At 60.5% G+C, this 17,839-nt stretch carries 15 protein-coding genes and 1 pseudogene; 11 read left to right on the forward strand and 5 right to left on the reverse strand.

The window, feature by feature from the left end:
* Positions 1–33: 33 nt before the first annotated feature.
* The 6 genes from OVA00_RS06590 (at position 34) to OVA00_RS06615 (ending at position 9,202) form a co-directional block, all read left to right on the forward strand.
* On the forward strand, positions 34–1,314 hold the full coding sequence (locus OVA00_RS06590; RefSeq protein WP_268088378.1) for an HlyD family type I secretion periplasmic adaptor subunit: 1,281 nt from the start codon (positions 34–36) through the stop codon (positions 1,312–1,314).
* Positions 1,315–2,071: 757 nt separating this feature from the next.
* The gene (locus OVA00_RS06595; RefSeq protein ID WP_112772868.1) at positions 2,072–4,225 is read left to right on the forward strand and encodes a polysaccharide biosynthesis protein; all 2,154 of its coding nucleotides are present in this window, start codon (positions 2,072–2,074) and stop codon (positions 4,223–4,225) included.
* A 40-nt stretch (positions 4,226–4,265) separates the two neighbouring features.
* The gene (locus OVA00_RS06600) at positions 4,266–5,489 is read left to right on the forward strand and encodes a glycosyltransferase family 4 protein (protein WP_268088379.1); all 1,224 of its coding nucleotides are present in this window, start codon (positions 4,266–4,268) and stop codon (positions 5,487–5,489) included.
* A gap of 215 nt (positions 5,490–5,704) precedes the next feature.
* Positions 5,705–6,835, forward strand: a complete 1,131-nt coding sequence (locus OVA00_RS06605) for a glycosyltransferase (protein ID WP_268088380.1) — start codon at positions 5,705–5,707, stop codon at positions 6,833–6,835.
* A 343-nt stretch (positions 6,836–7,178) separates the two neighbouring features.
* Positions 7,179–8,030, forward strand: coding sequence for an ATP-binding protein (locus OVA00_RS06610; RefSeq protein ID WP_112772844.1), 852 nt, complete (start codon positions 7,179–7,181; stop codon positions 8,028–8,030).
* 260 nt (positions 8,031–8,290) lie between these two features.
* Complete coding sequence (locus tag OVA00_RS06615; RefSeq protein WP_268088381.1) at positions 8,291–9,202, forward strand: NAD-dependent epimerase/dehydratase family protein; 912 nt, start codon at positions 8,291–8,293, stop codon at positions 9,200–9,202.
* 329 nt (positions 9,203–9,531) lie between these two features.
* On the opposite strand, the gene OVA00_RS06620 is transcribed toward OVA00_RS06615, so the two are convergent.
* Positions 9,532–9,942, reverse strand: a complete 411-nt coding sequence (locus OVA00_RS06620) for a tautomerase family protein (protein ID WP_060610274.1) — start codon at positions 9,940–9,942, stop codon at positions 9,532–9,534.
* Between the two features lie 110 nt (positions 9,943–10,052).
* On the opposite strand from OVA00_RS06620, the gene OVA00_RS06625 reads away from it, so the two are divergent.
* Positions 10,053–10,916 (forward strand): LysR substrate-binding domain-containing protein, encoded by an 864-nt coding sequence (locus tag OVA00_RS06625; RefSeq protein WP_112772584.1) that lies wholly within the window; start codon positions 10,053–10,055, stop codon positions 10,914–10,916.
* Positions 10,917–11,042: 126 nt separating this feature from the next.
* Here the strand turns inward: OVA00_RS06625 and OVA00_RS06630 are convergent, their stop codons facing one another.
* Positions 11,043–11,792 carry an SDR family oxidoreductase gene (locus tag OVA00_RS06630; RefSeq protein WP_112772583.1) on the reverse strand — a complete coding sequence of 250 codons (750 nt, stop codon included), beginning with the start codon at positions 11,790–11,792 and terminating at the stop codon, positions 11,043–11,045.
* Between the two features lie 346 nt (positions 11,793–12,138).
* Here OVA00_RS06630 and OVA00_RS06635 point away from each other — a divergent pair, with 346 nt between their 5' ends.
* The 3 genes and pseudogenes from OVA00_RS06635 to OVA00_RS06640 all read left to right on the forward strand — a co-directional run bounded on the left by OVA00_RS06635 (position 12,139) and on the right by OVA00_RS06640 (position 13,187).
* Entirely contained in the window at positions 12,139–12,603 is a 465-nt protein-coding gene (locus OVA00_RS06635) for a hypothetical protein (protein ID WP_113136156.1), read from the forward strand.
* Positions 12,604–12,618: 15 nt separating this feature from the next.
* Positions 12,619–12,867 (forward strand): annotated as a pseudogene (locus tag OVA00_RS39920) (GNAT family N-acetyltransferase); the annotation flags it as partial.
* Positions 12,868–12,947: 80 nt separating this feature from the next.
* Complete coding sequence (locus OVA00_RS06640) at positions 12,948–13,187, forward strand: hypothetical protein (protein WP_234824539.1); 240 nt, start codon at positions 12,948–12,950, stop codon at positions 13,185–13,187.
* 73 nt (positions 13,188–13,260) lie between these two features.
* On the opposite strand, the gene OVA00_RS06645 is transcribed toward OVA00_RS06640, so the two are convergent.
* The 3 genes from OVA00_RS06645 to OVA00_RS06655 all read right to left on the reverse strand — a co-directional run bounded on the left by OVA00_RS06645 (position 13,261) and on the right by OVA00_RS06655 (position 15,547).
* Positions 13,261–14,040 carry an ABC transporter substrate-binding protein gene (locus OVA00_RS06645; RefSeq protein WP_060521016.1) on the reverse strand — a complete coding sequence of 260 codons (780 nt, stop codon included), beginning with the start codon at positions 14,038–14,040 and terminating at the stop codon, positions 13,261–13,263.
* A 127-nt stretch (positions 14,041–14,167) separates the two neighbouring features.
* Positions 14,168–14,563, reverse strand: a complete 396-nt coding sequence (locus tag OVA00_RS06650) for a VOC family protein (RefSeq protein WP_112772590.1) — start codon at positions 14,561–14,563, stop codon at positions 14,168–14,170.
* A 75-nt stretch (positions 14,564–14,638) separates the two neighbouring features.
* Positions 14,639–15,547 (reverse strand): DMT family transporter, encoded by a 909-nt coding sequence (locus tag OVA00_RS06655; protein WP_112772589.1) that lies wholly within the window; start codon positions 15,545–15,547, stop codon positions 14,639–14,641.
* A 456-nt stretch (positions 15,548–16,003) separates the two neighbouring features.
* Here OVA00_RS06655 and OVA00_RS06660 point away from each other — a divergent pair, with 456 nt between their 5' ends.
* Positions 16,004–17,104 carry a DUF475 domain-containing protein gene (locus OVA00_RS06660; protein ID WP_034800249.1) on the forward strand — a complete coding sequence of 367 codons (1,101 nt, stop codon included), beginning with the start codon at positions 16,004–16,006 and terminating at the stop codon, positions 17,102–17,104.
* Positions 17,105–17,839: the final 735 nt, after the last annotated feature.

Raw genomic sequence — 17,839 nt, forward strand, 5'->3', positions numbered from 1 at the left:
GCGGGCACTCGGCGCTCCTGGCGGGAGACTATCGTGACCGATACCGGTATGGTCGCCCGGCTCGGCTATGGAACGCTTGTCCTCATCCTTGCCGGTTTCGGCTATTGGGCGGCAACGGCGCCGCTCTCCGGTGCCGCAGTCGCTTCCGGCACGATCACGGCCACGGGCCGTAATGTTCTCGTGCAGCATCTGGAAGGCGGGATCGTCAGTGAAATCGCGGTTCGCGAGGGCGATGCGGTCGCAAGGGGGCAGACGCTCGTGGTCCTCGACGACACCGTCGCCCGCACCCAGCTCAACCGCCTTGCCAAGCAATGGGTAGCGCTGAAGGCGCGGGAGGCGCGCCTTGCCGCCGAACGGGACGGCCGGCGGGACCTGACGATCGCGATCGGCAACGCGCCAGCCACGATGTCGGCCGCAAGCCGTGACCTGACCGAAGAGCAGGTCAAGGAGTTCCAGACCCGGCTTGCCCGCTTCACCTCCGAGACCGTTATTCTGCAGCAACGGGTCGAAAGCATCAACGATGCGCTCGATGGCTTGGCCGCGCAGAAGGCGGTCGTCGAGAAGCAGACGCAGATCGTGCGCAGTGAAGCCGAGCGAAAGTTCAATCTCCTGGAAAAGGGGCTGACGAACCGCACGGAGTACACGCAGCTTCTTCGCGTCGAAGCGGACCTGCTCGGCCAGGTCGGCATGCTGCAGGCAGAATCCTCATCGAGCCGCACCCAAGTCGCAGAAGCGCGTGAGCAGATCGAACGGCTGAAGACCCAGCGCGTCGAGCAGGCGGTGACCGCGATGAACGAGGTTAAGACCGGGCTTGCCGACGTGGAAGAACAAGTCGAAGCCGCGCGCCGTGTACTCGAGCGCACCGTCGTCAAAGCGCCGGTAGACGGCGTTGTCGTCGCCTCGGTCTACAATGCCGTCGGCAGTGTCGTCGGTCCCGGCGAGAAGATCATGGAGATCCTGCCGACAGGGGACTTGGTCGTCGATGCGCGTATTCATCCGCAGGACATCGACGTCGTCCATGTCGGTCAGCCGGCAAGGGTCCGCCTCTCGGCGCTCAATACCAGCTTGACGCCAGAGGTTTCTGCGACGGTTGCCCATGTCTCGGCCGACCGCCTCACCGATCCGGCGACGCGCGAGCCCTATTACAGGGCCGTGTTGCGCCTGGATACGCCGCTGCCGCCCGGCGTGCGCATGGAGCAGCTGCATCCGGGGATGCCGATCGACGCCTTTATCGAACTCGGCGACCGCACCTTCCTTGAGTATCTGATCCGGCCGATTTCCGACTCCTATCGACGCGCCTTCGCGGGGCAATGAACCCACAAGGTCCTTCCCGCGCAGAATTGCACTGGGCCGAGGTGTACGCTGATGTCGCAGGCTGGCCTGGTCGGCCGGCTGGTTCGTTTTCCGGCGGTCGGAGAGGTCCTGTCGAAGTTCCTCGATCTTCACCCGAGAGCAGTTCCGGGATGCGCGCTGCTGATATCGGGGCGCATTTTTCAGTCGCGCTAAGATTTAGTCGATTTGTATCTACAGGTATGCTTCATTTTTCTCTGTTATGTATTTTGGATATGCAAATATATTCCAAATTATACATAAAATTGTGTGGCAATGTTCCGGAAGTGAATCTTTATTTATTTCTTTTGGGCGGTCCATTTCGCCCCTTGGGAACTGTAGCGGTCGCTTGCTAACCCCAAAGGGTTATGGATTAAATTGTAGTAATACTATTGAGTTCTAATATAATTAGGTAAATTGCTTCCGATAGAACGAAAAGATAATTTACATACAGGTTTTGGCGTGCGAGAGTTTTGGCGAAGTTGGCGTATTTTATTGCGAAGACCAAAGTTTGTATCAGTGCATAGATAAAATAGATTTCAGGTAAATTTGTATGAGCTGATCGGTATCAGAAGTTTATTCCAAACAAATTCAACGAGACATGACGTCTCAAGGCGCATCATTCGTCCGTCCGTTCTCGGCGCGGCGGTTGAATGGCGTTCTATGGATCGAAGGGTGTCGCATGCATCGCAACGAGGCCGCTGCCCAGCCCACGCAAGCCGTCGCCCCGTCTCCGCCGTCTATGGCGAGATACTGGGCAAGGTTTCTTAATCTGTTCACCTGGTTTGCCGCCGTCGCCCGTGCGCTTTTGCGCCTGGCGGCAAGAACGGCCGTATCGTCGGTCAAGCAGGTTCGTCGATCGCGCGTGCTCTACGCGATGGACATAGCGTCTGCAGCCCTGGCGCTCGTGGCCGCCTTTTTCCTGCGCTACGGCTTCGACGCCATGTCGACGCGACCGGAGCTTATCTGGGCGCTGCTAGCCACCGGGCCGCAATATCTTCTGGCCTGTGCGATCGCCTTTCCGATCGCGGGATTGTACGCTCGCGACTGGCGCTACTGCTCCGTCTCTGACCTGCGCTCAATCCTTCAGGCCGTCTTGATCAGTTCAGCGGCGCTGGTGTTGATGTCGTTCTTTGCGAACCGCCTCCAGGATATGCCGCGAAGCGTTGTGCCACTCGAGGCGCTTCTTCTGACCGCATTCCTTTCGGCTTCGCGGCTGAGCTTCCGGCTCGACGAACTGGCGCTGCGCCCAACGCGACGGCAGCCGGTCGCCGAGGGCAATGCCGACCAAATCCCGACCTTGCTCGTCGGCAGCGGCCATGCGGCAGATCTCTATCTGAGAGCGCTCCGCCGCGATCCGCATTGCAGCCACAAGCCGGTCGGCTGTTTGGAAGTGACGCCGGAGCATACGGACATGACCTTGCGCGGCATTCCGATCCTTGGCGCGCTCACCGATTTCGAGACTGTGGTTTGCGCGCTCGCAGAAAGTGGACAGTTGCCGCGCCATGTTGTCTTTACCGAAGCGCTTTCGGCATTCGGGGAAGCCGCTGAGGATGTTATGCGGCGCGCCGAAGCGCGTGGCATGACCGTATCGCGCCTGACGCAGATCACCGAACTCAAGAGCGCCAAGCAGGAAAGCCGTTTCGAACTCCGCTCGATCGAGCTGACGGATCTTCTGGAGCGCCCGCAGGCAGCCCTCGACAACGAGGCAATTCTTCGCCTCGTCCGCGGTCGGCGCGTCCTGATCACCGGCGCCGGTGGTTCGATCGGCAGCGAGCTCACCTTGCAGGTGGCGGCGCGTGAACCGGCCGAACTCATCCTGGTTGAGAACTGCGAATACAATCTCTATGCGATCGACATGGAGCTCGGGGAGCGCTATCCGGCCGTCAAGCGGACGGCAAACCTTTGCAACGTCCGCCGGGCCAATCGCGTCAACGATGTCTTTGCCAAGTACCGGCCAGAACTCGTCTTCCATGCTGCCGCACTCAAGCATGTGCCGATGGTGGAGCTTAACCCTTGCGAGGGCGTACTGACCAATGTGATCGGCACGATGAACGTGGCGAATGCCGCCCGCCGCTTCAAGGTGCAGGCGATGGTGCAGGTGTCGACCGACAAGGTCGTCAACCCGACCAGCGTGATGGGCGGGACCAAGCGGCTGGCCGAACTCTATTGCCAGGCGCTTGACCTTCATTGCCTGAAGAAGGGTTCCGGCCCGCGCTTCATGACGGTTCGCTTCGGCAACGTGCTCGGATCGAGCGGCTCGCTGATCCCGCTGTTTAAGCGGCAGATCGCCAAGGGTGGCCCGCTGACGGTAACCGATCCGCGCATGACTCGCTTCTTCATGACCATTCGCGAAGCCGTCGAACTGACGCTGCAGGCTTCGGCCTATGGTCTGGAAGGCGAAATCGGCAAAGGCGAGATTTTCGTTCTGGACATGAATGAGCCGATCAAGATCATCGACATCGCCAAGCGGATGATCCGGCTTGCCGGCCTTACGCCGGGCAAGGACATCGATATCGAGATCATCGGTCTCAGGCCGGGCGAAAAGCTCTATGAGGAGCTGTTCGACAGCGGCGAGCAACGCATCAGTTCACCTATTCCCGGTGTGCTCGGCGCGATGCCGAACGCCGTGCCCCTGGCGACGCTCAAGGAGATGTTCGCGCGCCTGAAGCTCTTTGCTGAACTCGGGGATCAGGCGATGGTCTTTGCGATCATGAACAGCCTCATTCCCGGCTTCGACAAACATCCGGCTGAAGGCACGGCTGGCGCGCCATCGTCGGACGACGGGGAGGAAATGGCTGCCGACGCCGATGACGCGCATCTCACCGACGATGTCCTGCAAGCAGCGCTGGCGAACTTTAGGCGGGGCCCGCCCTCGACGCCGATGCCGACGTGATCTGTGCGATCTTTCGAACGTTTGTATGGAGAGCGCCCTGATGTTGATTGACGCGAGCGACTATTCTCCGGCCAGCCTGCCGCCACGGCGGGCGGCTGCCGCCGCGGGATCGGCGGTTGCCGGCGTGGTTCCGACACAACGGATCGCGGTACTTTCGAGCTACAGTCGCTCTCTCACCAATTTTCGCCTGGAGTTGCTGCGGCGCCTGGTGGAGGCGGGCCATTCCGTCTTGGCAGTTGGGCCGGAGCAGGACGAGGATGTCGTCCGGCAGCTTGCCGCAATCGGCGTGGAGTTCGTCCGCTCGCCGATGGCGCGCACTGGGCTCAATCCTCTGACGGATCTTGCGACGCTCTGGTCTTACTGGAGGCTGTTTCGTTCGCGGCAGATCGATGTCGTGATCCCTTATACGATGAAGCCGATTGTCTATGGCGGCATTGCCGCTCGCCTGGCCGGCGTCAAGCGGCGGTATTTTCTCGTGACCGGCCTTGGCCACGTCTATTCGGAAGCCGCAGGAAAGCGGTGGGTCGGGCGCCGCATCAAGCAACTGAGCGTGTTGCTCTACCGACTGGCGCTCAAGGGGGCAGGCGGGGTCTTTGCCTATAATCGCGCGGATTCGGCTGATATCGAGAGCTGTAGGCTGATTTCCGATCAGCGCGACTTGACGCTCGTGCCGGGCTCTGGCGTCGACCTCGACCACTATGCTTTTTCGAGCCCGCCCAGCGGGCGGCCGGTTTTTCTGCTCATCGCCCGCCTGCTGAAGGACAAAGGGATTGGCGAGTATGCCGAGGCCGCGCGCCTCGTCCGCCAGCAATTCCCGGACGCCGAATTTCGTCTTCTGGGGCAGTTCGATCCCAGTCCGGCCGCGATTGCCGCGGAAACCATTGATGGATGGGTCAAGGACGGCAGCCTGAACTATCTCGGCGAAACCACGGATGTGCGCCCGCATCTCAGCGATTGCAGCGTCTTCGTCCTTCCGTCCTACTATCGCGAGGGCATACCGCGCAGCATTCTTGAGGCGATGTCGACGGGGCGCGCGATCGTCACAACCGATCTGCCGGGCTGCGACGAGACTGTGGTCGACGGGCTCAATGGTTACCTGGTTGAGCCGCGCAACGCCAAGCAATTGGCCGAAGCCATGTGCCGTTTTCTCAGGGCGCCTTCGCTGATCACAGACATGGGGCTCAGGTCCCGTGAACTGGCCCAATCAAAGTTTGATGTGCATGCCGTGAACAAGCTGCTTCTCGAGCGCATGGCGTTGATCTGACAGGAATATTTCACCTATTTCAAAAATAGTCGCGAGTGTTCGACAAGAAAAAAAGATCCGCGACGATGCTCTGTCAGCAACTTCCCGGGTGCGTGCGTTTCAAACACGCCAATGACAGATTCATATTTTTTCATCTATACATTGCTAATTGTTGTTGAATTGATCTTTGCTATGCATAATCGCCTTTGCGGAATATTTGAGGCGATTTTCTTACGATGGCAGGCAGCGTCGTTCACATCATCAACGACCTTAACGGAAACGGCGGCGCCGAGCGCCTGGTCGTGGAACTGGCGCAGCGGCAGGCGCGGTTTTCGGCAACGGTGATCGTGTGGAAGGGGGCAAATCACGAGCTCCTGGAGGACAAGGCTTTCGCTGCCGTGACGATCATCGCGGTCAAGCTGACGAGCCCCAGTTCGATTGCCAGAGCATGGCGCGCGATGCGGGCCGCGGACGTCGTGCACGTCCACCTGTTTCCCTCCCTCTATTTTTGCGCTCTCCTGCCTTTTCGGAAAATCTACACCGAACACAACACTTGGAACCGCCGAAGGGCGAGGCGGTGGCTCCGGGGTATCGAAAGGTGGGTCTATGGCCGTTACGACGGCGTTGCGGCAATCAGCGCACCTGTCCGTGACCACCTCTCCGAATGGCTGGCGCCCATGGCCGCGAAAATCCACATCGTCGAAAACGGTGTCAGCCTGGACCGGTTTGCGTCGGCGCGCGACCGCAAGGCGAGAGAGGATGGCCTCTTTTACATAGGCATGGTCGGAAGCTTCACGGAGAAGAAGGACCAGGAAACCATCGTGCGGGCCCTGCAGCGGCTTCCGGACAAGGTCCATGCGGTCTTTGCCGGTGTGGGGGACCGCCGACCGATCGTGGAAGAACTGGCCGGAGCTCTGGGTCTGCGCGAGCGCGTCCACTTTTCCGGGCTGGTCCGGGATATCCCCGCGTTCCTCAGCCACATTGATCTCTATGTGCAATCCTCCCATTGGGAAGGCTTCGGGGTGGCGGTGGTCGAGGCGATGGCGTCGGACCTGCCGGTCCTGGTCAGCGATGTCGGCGGGCTGGCCGTGGTCGTTGACAACGACGACTACAGGTTCGCGGCGAAGAACCACGGGCAACTCGCCGACCGCATTCGCGAACTTACCAGCGATGATGAGAAGTATCGCAATGCGACGGCCTATGCGCGCCGCCGTGCGCAAGGGTTTTCGATCGACCGGACCGTCTCGTGCTACGAGGACCTTTACGATCTGATCAAGTCCGGTCCGCTGACATTGACGGCGGCCGGCGCAGATGCTGGCGCCCCTCGGCTCCGCCGTTCCTCGCGCCCTTCACAGGATCTGCGCTGAGCAGTCGTGGCGTCCGGCCGGAGGGAAGCAGAGAAGACAGAAGGCGGCAAGATCTGGCGAACAGGGGCAAGGCATGACGTAGCGGCTCATTTAAAAGCAACTGCTGAAATGTAACTTGGAATCTCCGGGGGAGTTGGTATTATCCCTGCATTGCTTTCGAGTATACTGAAATTAACTGTTGTCGTTTTCATGTTTTGGGAGCCGATGTCGGCCAATCTACCCTCGGGATCACTGTAGCGGGCGCTGAGCCCCTGTCTGGAAAGGCAGGCGGCAAAGTAATCGGTCGCTGCCAGATGCCCTCTGGGTTCGAGAGCCGCAGGCAATTTTTACAGGTTGTTCGACCATGGTGATGAGCGCCCGGCAATTTTATTCTGGAAACGACGGCTCGACGGACTGGGTCCGGGAGTCGGAGTTCTTCGCAAGACTGAAGATGCGAAACGGCACCTTCAAGCTCACGCAGCCGTCGCGCTTTCGCGAGCTGGAAACTGCATTCAGGCCCTTGCTTTCGCAGCGGGCGCCACAATTGCGGGAGGTGCTCGATGTCGGCGTTTCCACCGGCGTGACGACGGTCGAGCTGTTGCGGTATTTGGAGGCCTGCGGGGCGAAGCCGAAGATCACAGCCACCGACCTCTTCATCGACGCGCACATCGTTGAGTTGGCGCCGGGGGTACGCGTTCTTGCCGATCCGGAAGGCTGGCCGCTGCAATATGATGTCGCCGGTCTTGCGATCCGGCCCTGGATCCGACGGCTCGACTATGTCTCCCTTGCCTTCATCCCGCGCCATTTGGCGAAATCCATGCTGCAGCCGCGCCTGCGCGCGCTGATCCGCAGCGGAAGGAGCGAGCCGGTCCAGATGATCACCCGGTCGTTATCGCGTGACGATTCCATCGCGTTTGTCGAGGATGACATCATGCGGCGCTCACCGGATTTCGCCGGCCGCTTCGATCTCGTCAGAGCCGCGAACATTCTTAACAAGAGTTACTTCTCTACCGCGCAGATCCGGTCGGCAGTGTCCAACATTCGATCCTATTTGAGCGGCGCCGGAAGCCTGCTGATTGTGACCCGGACGAACGAGAAGGGCGAAAACGGGGGCACGCTTTTCGAAGTGGGCGCCGACGGCGCATTTACGGTGCTGATGCGCGTCGGCTCCGGATCCGAGGTTGAAGACCTGATCCTCGGCTGTCCAGCGCCCTGACGCTCTCCCGATAGCTCTTCTCAAGGGCAAGCCTTAGCCTTGTCTCTCATCAAGTCTCTGCGAAACGGTAAACCTGGCTGCGGGAGCCTTGACGCCGTCTTGGCGACAAGGAAGATTGCAACCCAGACGGAAGGTCCGGTCACGGACGCACTGGCCGAGTGCCGGTCGCGCTCCACGGTCGGCTCGGCGGCTCAGGAATCCACCTACACTTAAGATCCAGGCGCCTCCGATCGCGATGAGGTGTCGCGAGGGAAAACGGCTTGAAAAGGATACTGGTTACCGGTGGAGCCGGCTTCATTGGCGCACACCTCGCGCGTCGGCTGGTAAAGGCCGGCCATGACGTGACCGTCCTTGATGATCTGAGTTCGGGAAAGCGAGAAAACGTCCCGCAGGCTGCGACCTTCATCGAAGGGTCGGTGCTCGACCGCGACGCCGTGCGCCGCGCGCTCGCCAATGTGGACGCCTGCATCCATTTGGCGGCGATCTCGTCGGTCGAACGGTGCAAGCGGCAACTGACGTCATCGCACGCAATCAACATAACGGGGTTCCTCACGATCATCGAGGAACTTGCCCATTCTCGAGCTCAGCTTCCGCTTGTCTACGCCTCATCGGCTGCGGTCTACGGGGCAAGCCAGGAGCTGCCGCTTTCGGAAGACGGACGTTGCATTCCGTTGTCGCCTTATGGTGCGGACAAGCTTTCCTGCGAACTTCACGCGCGGTCTGCCTATGAGGTCTACGGCATAGCGAGCCTGGGACTGCGTTTCTTTAACGTGTACGGGCCGGGGCAGGATCCATCGTCTCCCTATTCCGGCGTGATCGCGAAGTTCGCCGAACGGCTGGAGCACGGTGAAAACATCACGATCCATGGGGATGGCCGTCAGACCCGTGATTTCGTCCATGTGGACGACGTTGTGGAGGCTTTGCTGCACGCGCTTGGCCGCTGGGACACGGGCGCGCGCATCGTCAATGTTTGCAGCGGTGTCGAGACATCGATCAGCGATCTTGCGCGGATCATGATCGAGGAAACCGGCAGCCGCTCGGATATCACTTATATCGACGGCCTTTCGGGTGAAGTCAGGCGCTCGCGGGGGTGCGTCGAAGCGCTTCACGCAAAACTCGACTATCGCTGCGTGACCGACCTTCGAGCCGGGCTCGCACGACTGCTGCAGTGATCTCCGCGGTGAGGCGGCCTGCGGATAACGACATTTTCCGGCTGCCAAGAGGGTCGATGACGCCACAGGCAAACGATTGCCGTTGGGCCAGCGCGCATTCTCGTCCGAACGTGTTGCGCTAAACTTCCATTCTTGGGACGCCGACGATGGCCCAGGCGGGACTTGTCAACGGCTCTACACCGCGGGCCCGCCACCCACCAGCGCAACCATCGGCTCCATGACATGGCGCGCGCTGAGCCGGCAGGTGGAGGAAGGAAGCGGCCCGGCCATGGCTTCCGGGGCTCCGCTATCGCGCCGAGTGCAAGTTGGGGAAGCGGCGCCCCGTGGCTTCATATGCCCGATTTGAGCTTGCCACTGATGTAGCGGAATTCCTGCGTCTTGCCGCCATAACCATAGGCGGCAGCCGCAACTTCGTGGACGAGAACGTAGCTCTCGTGGTGTACCCGTCCGAGCAATTGTTCAAAGCGCCCGAAGATGGCTTCGAGATAAGCAGCCATTTCCTGCTTGGTGTTGGTGCCGTCGACGACCTTGATGTCGAGCCAGAAGCTGTTGATATCCTGTTCGGCAAGCGACTTTCCGCCAGCGAACCAGTGTTCCGGATCCGCATAGGTGACGACGATTGCCGTGATCGTCGGATCCTTGCGCAGATGCGCTGCCGTCAATTCGCTGACCGAAGCGGCGATCCGTGACGAGAGTGCGGTGTCCGGCTTGCCGCTGACGGTGACGTTGATGATGGGCATTGGGTGGTTCCTTTCGGGTTTCCTGTTTCGTGTGTGGGCCCAATCTGCCACGTCTCTATCTTCGTAAAAATCGAATTGTTTAATATCATAACTTCGATTACATTGAAGTAATGCAAGCCTTCGATCCCGATCTACTTCGTACCTTTCTTGCTTTCGCCGAGAGTGGCTCTCTTGCGAATGCGGCCACGGCCGTTGGGCGGACGCCTTCGGCTGTGACCGCCCAGATGCAGCGCCTGGAAACGATGATCGGCGAGCCACTTCTCGCGCCCTCAGGCCGAGGGCGAATTCTCACGCCGGCCGGGGAGGAATTGGTCGTTCATGCACGCCGGATTCTCGAGGTTCACCGGGATGCATGGCTGAGCCTCAAGGGCGCGAGCACCGACGGCCGTCTGGCGCTCGGCTGCACCCAGGATTTTGCCGACAGCAACCTGCCGGATCTCCTGCGTCGTTTCGGGCGCAGCCACCCGCGTGTGCGGCTGGATTTGAGGATCGGCCGATCCCGCGAACTGACGTCGGCCTACGATCAGGGGCTGATCGAAGTGCTGATCGTCATGCGGGAGGGGCCGACGCCCGACGAACTTGCCATTCTGCGCGAACCGATGCTGTGGCTATCGTCATCGGATGCTCCGTCCACGGCTGACAGCGAGTTGCCGATCGCGGTACTAGATCCGCCCTGCGGTTTTCGCGCGGCCGCGACGGCAGCCCTCGATGAGTCCGGTCGTCGCTACCGCATCGCGGCGACAAGCCCCAGCCTTTCCGGTCTGCGCGCAGCCGTGCGAAGCGGGATTGCCGTTACGGCGCGCACAGCACGCTTCCTCGGAGAAGGGATCGCGGTCGCACCCCCGGCACTTTCGCTCCCGGCATTGCCGAATGCGGAATTCAGCTTGCGGCTGAAGGTAAAAGCCGACAAGCCGGCGTCGAACCTCGCCACACTGCTTGCCGAAGGCTTGGCGGCCGGTTCCGAGCGGTGGTGAAGACGATCACCCGGAAAGACTGCGGCGCTGCCGCGCCGATCTACGGGCATTCCGGATCCAAGCACATAGCGCCAAGGCGAATTCCGAAAGCAGCCGCTGCACCGGGAAACCTGTCTAGGATGACGTTTACATCTGCGCGGTCATGCCGCCGTCCACCGTCAAGGTGATGCCATTGACGAAGCTGGCGCCAGGCGAGGCCAGGAACACGGCGGCCGGTGCGATCTCCTCCGGTCGGCCCCAGCGTTTCAAGGGAATTCGGATATCGACGAAGGCCTGCAGTGCGGGATCGGAGGCGAGTGCGGCATTGGTCTCGGTTGCAAACCAGCCGGGTGCAATCGCGTTGACCGTCAGCGTCGCCGATCCAAGTTCCACCGCCAGTGAGCGGGTGAGGGCATCAAGACCGCCCTTTGCCGCGGTATAGGCGGGGTCGCCCGGCCGCGCGACGGAGGCGGCGATCGAGGTGACGAAGATCAGCCGGGCGGACGAGGAGCGGCGGAAATAGGGAAGTGCTGCCCGCGCCATCGCATAGGCTGCCGTCAGGTCCGTGTTGACGAGGGTGGCAAAGGCGGCGGGATCCATGACGTCGGTGCCGCGCCGGTCGCGCTCGCCGACGGCGTGAATGAGGATGTCGAGTTGGCCGGTCCTGCCGGCGGCGGCAGCGACGATCTTTTCCGCATCCGTCGAAACGTCGCCGGGAACGATGTCGAGTGCGGTGCCTTCCGATGCAGCCTGGGTACGGGCCGTTTCGAGTGCGGCGGAACCGCGGCCGTTGATCGCGACGGCTGCTCCTGCCCGTGCGAGCGCCTTTGCCATTTCAAAGCCGAGACCGCGGCCGCCACCCGTTACCAATGCCGTCATTCCGCTGAGGTCGAACATGTCGGTCTCCGATGCATTCCGCCGATTCCGGGCTGACGCTACACCAAATCCCGGCAGGAGAGCTTTAGCGCCTGTCATTGCAGCCGCCAATGGCGCAGGCGCACGGACCGCAGGGCCGTCCTGAAGCGGTTACCGTAAAGCGCTTGTTCCGTCCGGCCCGGCTGTCTAGTTCGTCGAATGCAATCGCCCGATCCGGGGCGCACAGGAAGAGAGGGTGCAAGATGACATTGTCCAACGCCGTGCGGCGGTCGGCTGAAGCCGGTCTGAAACGGGACGACCTTATCGTCTCAACTCTTTCTTCTGGCGGCAGGGATGGGATATCCCGCCGCAACAGGATTGCATTTTCATGTTTCTACTCGAACAAGCGGCCTATCCGGCTGCTCACGCCCTCTTAAAAGACTTTTCTTCCACCCACGTAGCCATTGCTGCCGTACTCGACGGCACCATAGACGGTGAAGTCTGGGTCGATCGTCCAGTCGAACCACGCGTCGCGCTGCTCGCCAATGGCGATGCCTATTATCTCGCGGGCCTGCCCGACGAGGCGGGCGATAGCTTTGCCGACCTGAAGGAACTGATCCCCGACTGGGCCTATTTCTTCGTCGAAGACCGCTGGTCCGATCGTCTCGGCGATATCTGGTCCAATGGCTTCGCCCGGCCGCATCCGCGCGTCAGAATGGGTTTGCCGGGAGCAAGTCATGGTCTTGCTGCGACGATGTTGCCTGACGGCTTCCGTCTCGTGCCGATCGACCAGCGCCTGCTGGATCTGGAACCCGGCAATATCGAGACGGTAACCGATCTCATGGAAGGCTGAGCTTCTCCCGAACTCTTCGTGGAAAACGCCATCGGCTTCTGTGTGCTTTACGACGGATCCGTCGTCAGCCATTGCGCAACCGACAGCGTAAGCGGTACCCGTTGCGTCGGGACCGAACCTGCCTATCGGCGCCTTGGGCTTGGCAACGCGGCAGCGGCTGCGACGATTACCGAGTGCATCAAGCGCGGACGTCCCGATATCGAGTGGCATACGCACGCCTCGAACAAGGGATCGATCGCGATTGCCAGGAGCATTGGCCTCATCGAAAGCGACCGGCACCTTGCCTATAGCGGTAACCTACCGGCAGAGAACGTCGGCGATCTCGATCTCGACACTTGGCGGGAATGGCGCTGCACTTGGAGCGGGCAAGCGATCACATCAACTGGTATCGCTTCCACGCAACCGGAGCCTGGATGCTTGCCGGCGACCGCACTCGGGCGCTTGCCAATCTCCGCCAGCTTGTTGATGGCGGTTGGGAAGGCGAGGCCGACTGGCTCGAAGGCTACTGGGCCGTGCAGTCGCTCGTCGACGATCCCGAATTCAAGGCGATCGTGGCGAAGCAGCGCGCGATAAGAGAAGAGTAAGAAAAGAGGATCCGGCCGCGCCCTTGGGGCGCGGCCGGATCTCAAATTGGGCTGTTCCGCCCGCCTTCACGCGTCACTTCATCGTATAGACGTCGATAGTGAAGTACTTGTCGTTGATCTTCTTGTAGGTGCCGTCGGCGCGGATTTCGTCCAGCGCCTTGTTCAGCCGTTCGCGCAGGTCGTTGTCCTCCTGGCGCACAGCAATGCCGACACCTTCGCCGACGAATTTCTTGTCGGTGATCGGCTCGCCGATCAGTTCGCAACATGCCTTTCCGTCGGCATTCTTCGTCACCCAGTCGAGCAGCGGCAGCATGTCGCCAACCTGAAGGTCGAGGCGGCCATTGACCATGTCGAGGTTCGCCTCGTCCTGGGTCGGGTAGAGCTTGATCTCCGCATCGGGGTATGTGGCGGTGATGTATTCGGCCTGGGTCGTGCCTGACTGTGCGCCGATCACCTTGCCCTTGAGCGCCTCATTGGTGAACTCGGTAAAGCCTGCACCCTTCGGGGCCGCATGCGTCATGGCTGCGAGGTAGTAGGGATTGGTGAAGGCGACCTGCTTCTTGCGTTCCTCGGTGATGAACATCGAAGCGATGATCAGGTCGTATTTCTTGGCGACCAAACCGGGAATGATGCCGTCCCAGTCCTGGGCGACGACTTCGCATTCGACCTTCATGCGCTCGCAAAGTGCTAATCCGATGTCGACGTCGAAGCCGCCGATCTTGCCGGCGGGGTCGATGAAGTTGAAGGGAGGGTAGGCTCCTTCCGTGCCGATCTTGATCTTTTCGGCGGCCTGGGCCGAAACGGCCGTTGCCGCCATGATGGCGAGCACTGCTGCTGCAATCCGCTTCTTCATTCGCGTTCCCCTTGTTGCGCATCATTCTTGATGCTTCCGGGGAAGACTAAGTCGCGCTTGTCTATAAGCGAAATAGATAGGCGCGATAATCGGTATTGTTTTGGTTGATCTGTCTGGCGGCCAGGTCCTACTTGTAGCGACCGTGGCGCTGCAGCAATTCGACCTTGTAACCGTCGGGATCGACCACGAAGAAGAACCGGGCAAGCAGCGCGCCGTCTCGGTTGAAGTCGACGATCTTTCCCGGGTTGAGGCCGGCTTCCGTGAGCCGCTGATGTTCGGCGTCGAGGTCGTCGACCGACAACGCCAGATGACCATAGCCATCACCGAGCGCATAGGGCTCGGTCCGGTCCTTGTTGACCGTCAGCTCCAGCTCGAATTCGCTTTCCCCGTTGCTGAGGTAGATCAGCACGAAGGTTTCGAACTCCAGCCGTTCAGCGATTTCGAGCCCGAAGGCCACACGATAGAAATCGATCGATCGCTTCTCTTCGAGAACACGGATCATCGAATGGATCGCTTTGGCCACGGACATCTCCTTCAAGCTTGGACCTCGGCGGCGTAGCAGAGTGTCGCCGATGAGGGAACCCCGCCGGGCGGCAGATCAGGCTTTTGCGTTTCGCTTCTTCAACTGCTGTTCGCGGAAGAAGATGAAGAGGCCCGAGGCGACGATCAATGCCGCGCCGACGAGCACGGTCGCACGCGGTGTGTCGCCGAAGAAGAACCAGCCGAAGACGACGGCCCAGAAGAGCAGCGTGTACTGCAGCGGAACGACGGTGGCTGCATCGGCGAGCTTGAGCGACCGATTGACGAGGATATGCGCGAGCATCGCGACGATGCCGAGCGCGCCGAGTTGCAACAGCGCTTCGCCATCGACCGGCGCCCAGCCGGAGGGATTGGCGGCAACGCCGACGAGCGAGAAGATGAGCGCGCCGACGATCTGCCAGAAGACCAGCGTCGTGTCAGGCGTGGAGCGGAGCGTGCGACCGAGCATGAGGGCAAAGGCGAAGGCGGTGCTGCCGGCAAGCGCAATCAAGGCCGGAAGGCCGAGGCTTTCCTTGGAGGGCTCGAGCGCGATCAAGACGCCGGCAAAGCCGATGAGGATCGCCGTCCAGCGCCGCCAGCCAACCTTTTCGCCAAGCAGGAACGGCGAGGCCGCCGCCACATAGATCGGCGCGGCCAGCCAGTAGGTCATGGTATCGGCGAGCGGCATGTAGGCGACCGCGAAATAAAAGGCGGAAGCGTCGATGGCAAAGAGCAGCGAGCGAAGGGCCTGGAGGCCGGGCCGTTCGACCTGGAACATAGAGCGCAGGCCGCGCCTGAAAATGAAGGGCGACAGGAACAGAAGTGCCGCAACGCTTCGGATCACCATCAACTGGCTGACCGAGTAGGTCGCCACCAGCCATTTGCCCATAACGTCGTTTAGCGAAAACATCAGCATGCCCAAGAGCATGATGAGCACGCCGGTACGAGCGGCGTTCGGGGCGGTTATGGGAGCGGTGATCACGGTCATGTAAGTGCCTTCGATAAGTTGCCCACGCCATGCCACATTCATCGCGGCCGATCCATTGCCGAGTGCATATGGAACCATAAGTTTTGCGAATGAATCGGTGGCGACGCTTGGTGCGGCAGCCGAACTAAGACAGGGCTTGGTAACAACCGTTTGGCGATCCACCAGCAAAGCGAGTGGCGGCCCCCTTGACGTTCCGCCCGACACTGCTAATTAGTCAAGCGTGCCCGCCGTCCAGACATCGGATCGCGGGTCGAACACTGGTGCCGGGCCCCTCTGGCGAGAGTTTTTACGGCGCTCTCGTGATGTCGGTACCGCCAGCAAATTAGCCGGCGGATTAGCTCTCATGAAAACTGATCTCATGCCTCACGCATGTGCCCCTTTGGCCGTGCGCATTTCTGTTTTGAAACCCCATCTTTTCACCGAATCCGGCGTCGTCCGCGCGAAGGAGGCACGTCGATGAACCAGCCTCAATCGCATTCGAGCGCGCTCGGCTATTTCACCTGGGCCTTCATCGTCACGGTGGTCGGCCTTGTGCTCGGCGCCTGGCTCGGCTGGCAGTCGACCGGCACCATCGGTGGCATGGCCTCCGTCTTCTTCATCTGCACCGTGCTTGCGGTGCTTGAAATCTCGCTGTCGTTCGATAACGCCATCGTCAATGCCAACAAGCTCAAGGACATGACGCCCGAGTGGCAGCATCGCTTTTTGACCTGGGGCATCATCATCGCCGTCTTCGGCATGCGTATTGTCTTTCCGCTCCTGATCGTCGTCATCGCGGCGAAGATCGGCCCGATCGAAGCGATCGTTCTGGCGGCAAGCAAGCCTGAGGAATATGCGCGCATCATGAACGACGCGCATCTGCCGATAGCGGCCTTCGGCGGCACCTTCCTGATGATGGTGGGCCTGACCTACTTCTTCGACCATGAAAAGGACGTGCACTGGATCAAGTGGATCGAAACCAAGATGGCGCGCTTTGCGACCATCAAGGGTATCGAGATTGCGTTCGTTCTCGCCCTCATTCTCAGCTTTTCGACGCTGCTCGAACCGGCAGAGGTCCACACATTCGTGTATTCGGCGATCTACGGCCTCTTGACGTTCCTCGTGGTTGAGGTGGTCGGCGGTCTGCTTGATGCCTCGCAGCAGACCATGAATGCGGCGGCAAAGGGCGGTTTCGGCGCCTTCCTCTACCTCGAAGTTCTCGATGCCAGCTTCTCGTTTGACGGCGTCATCGGCGCCTTTGCGTTGACGCAGAACCTCTTCGTCATTGCGATTGGCCTCGGCATCGGCGCCATGTATGTGCGCTCGATGACGATCATGCTGGTTGAGAAGGGAACGCTCAACGAGTATCGCTACCTGGAGCACGGCGCGTTCTACGCGATCCTGGTCCTCTCGGTGGTCATGTACTTTCAGACGCTGGTCCACATTCCGGAAGTCATCACCGGCCTTGGAGGTGCCGCGCTCATCGGGATCTCGCTCTGGTCGTCCATTCGCCACAATAGGCGCGAACGCGAAATGGAAGAGGTGCAAACGCGGGATTCGCAGGAGCAACTGCGAGCCTGATCGGATCTCTTGACTTGATAATGAGCCCGGCGGGCATGTCCGCCGGGCCTATTCTTTATCGAGAGCAACTTCTCGAGGGGGATCGGTGGTTTTGCTTTGAAATGGCAAAATGACGGCTGGCACAGGACCAAGAAAAGCGTCATCCAACAAAAAGGCCGGGTTAAACCCGACCTTTCCTGATCGCACCATGCCGATGCCAGTACATCCGTGGTCAACGGCAAAGGGTACCTGTGCTCTCAATTCAGCCGTCGATCGCAATTTAAGCAAATCGGAAATCCTGATCGCCGTCCCAGTGATGCCGCCTAATCCTGCCGTCTCCCCACGACGGCCATCTGAAGCGGTGCGCGGGTTCTACGCCTGGCCGGCCCAAGGTTAAATAAAAGCACCGTAGATCAATCTGCCGGATCGAGCCCGTACAAAGCGTGCTGTGTCCTTCCAAGGTCAGCCTTGCGGCGGCTTATTTCCCACGCCGGCTACCTTTGGCTGCCGCCGATGTCTCTTCCGTTGGCGAGGGCGCCGGCAACGGTAAGCGCCGTCTAAACCCAGAGGCGGGATCATCAAGTGTGCTCATTCCCGCTTCCGAGATCACAAGTCCTAACCGCCCACCGATAGCCAGAAAAACCGCCCTGCGAACTGAGGTGTATCCCAGTCGCCGAGGATGAAGGCCCGTGTTCGATCGACCCACGCCCATGAATGGGCGAAGCCATTGTGCGCGACAAGCGGCGCGTACACCGG

The organism is Ensifer sp. SL37 (assembly GCF_026672675.1).
Lineage (GTDB): Bacteria > Pseudomonadota > Alphaproteobacteria > Rhizobiales > Rhizobiaceae > Ensifer > Ensifer adhaerens.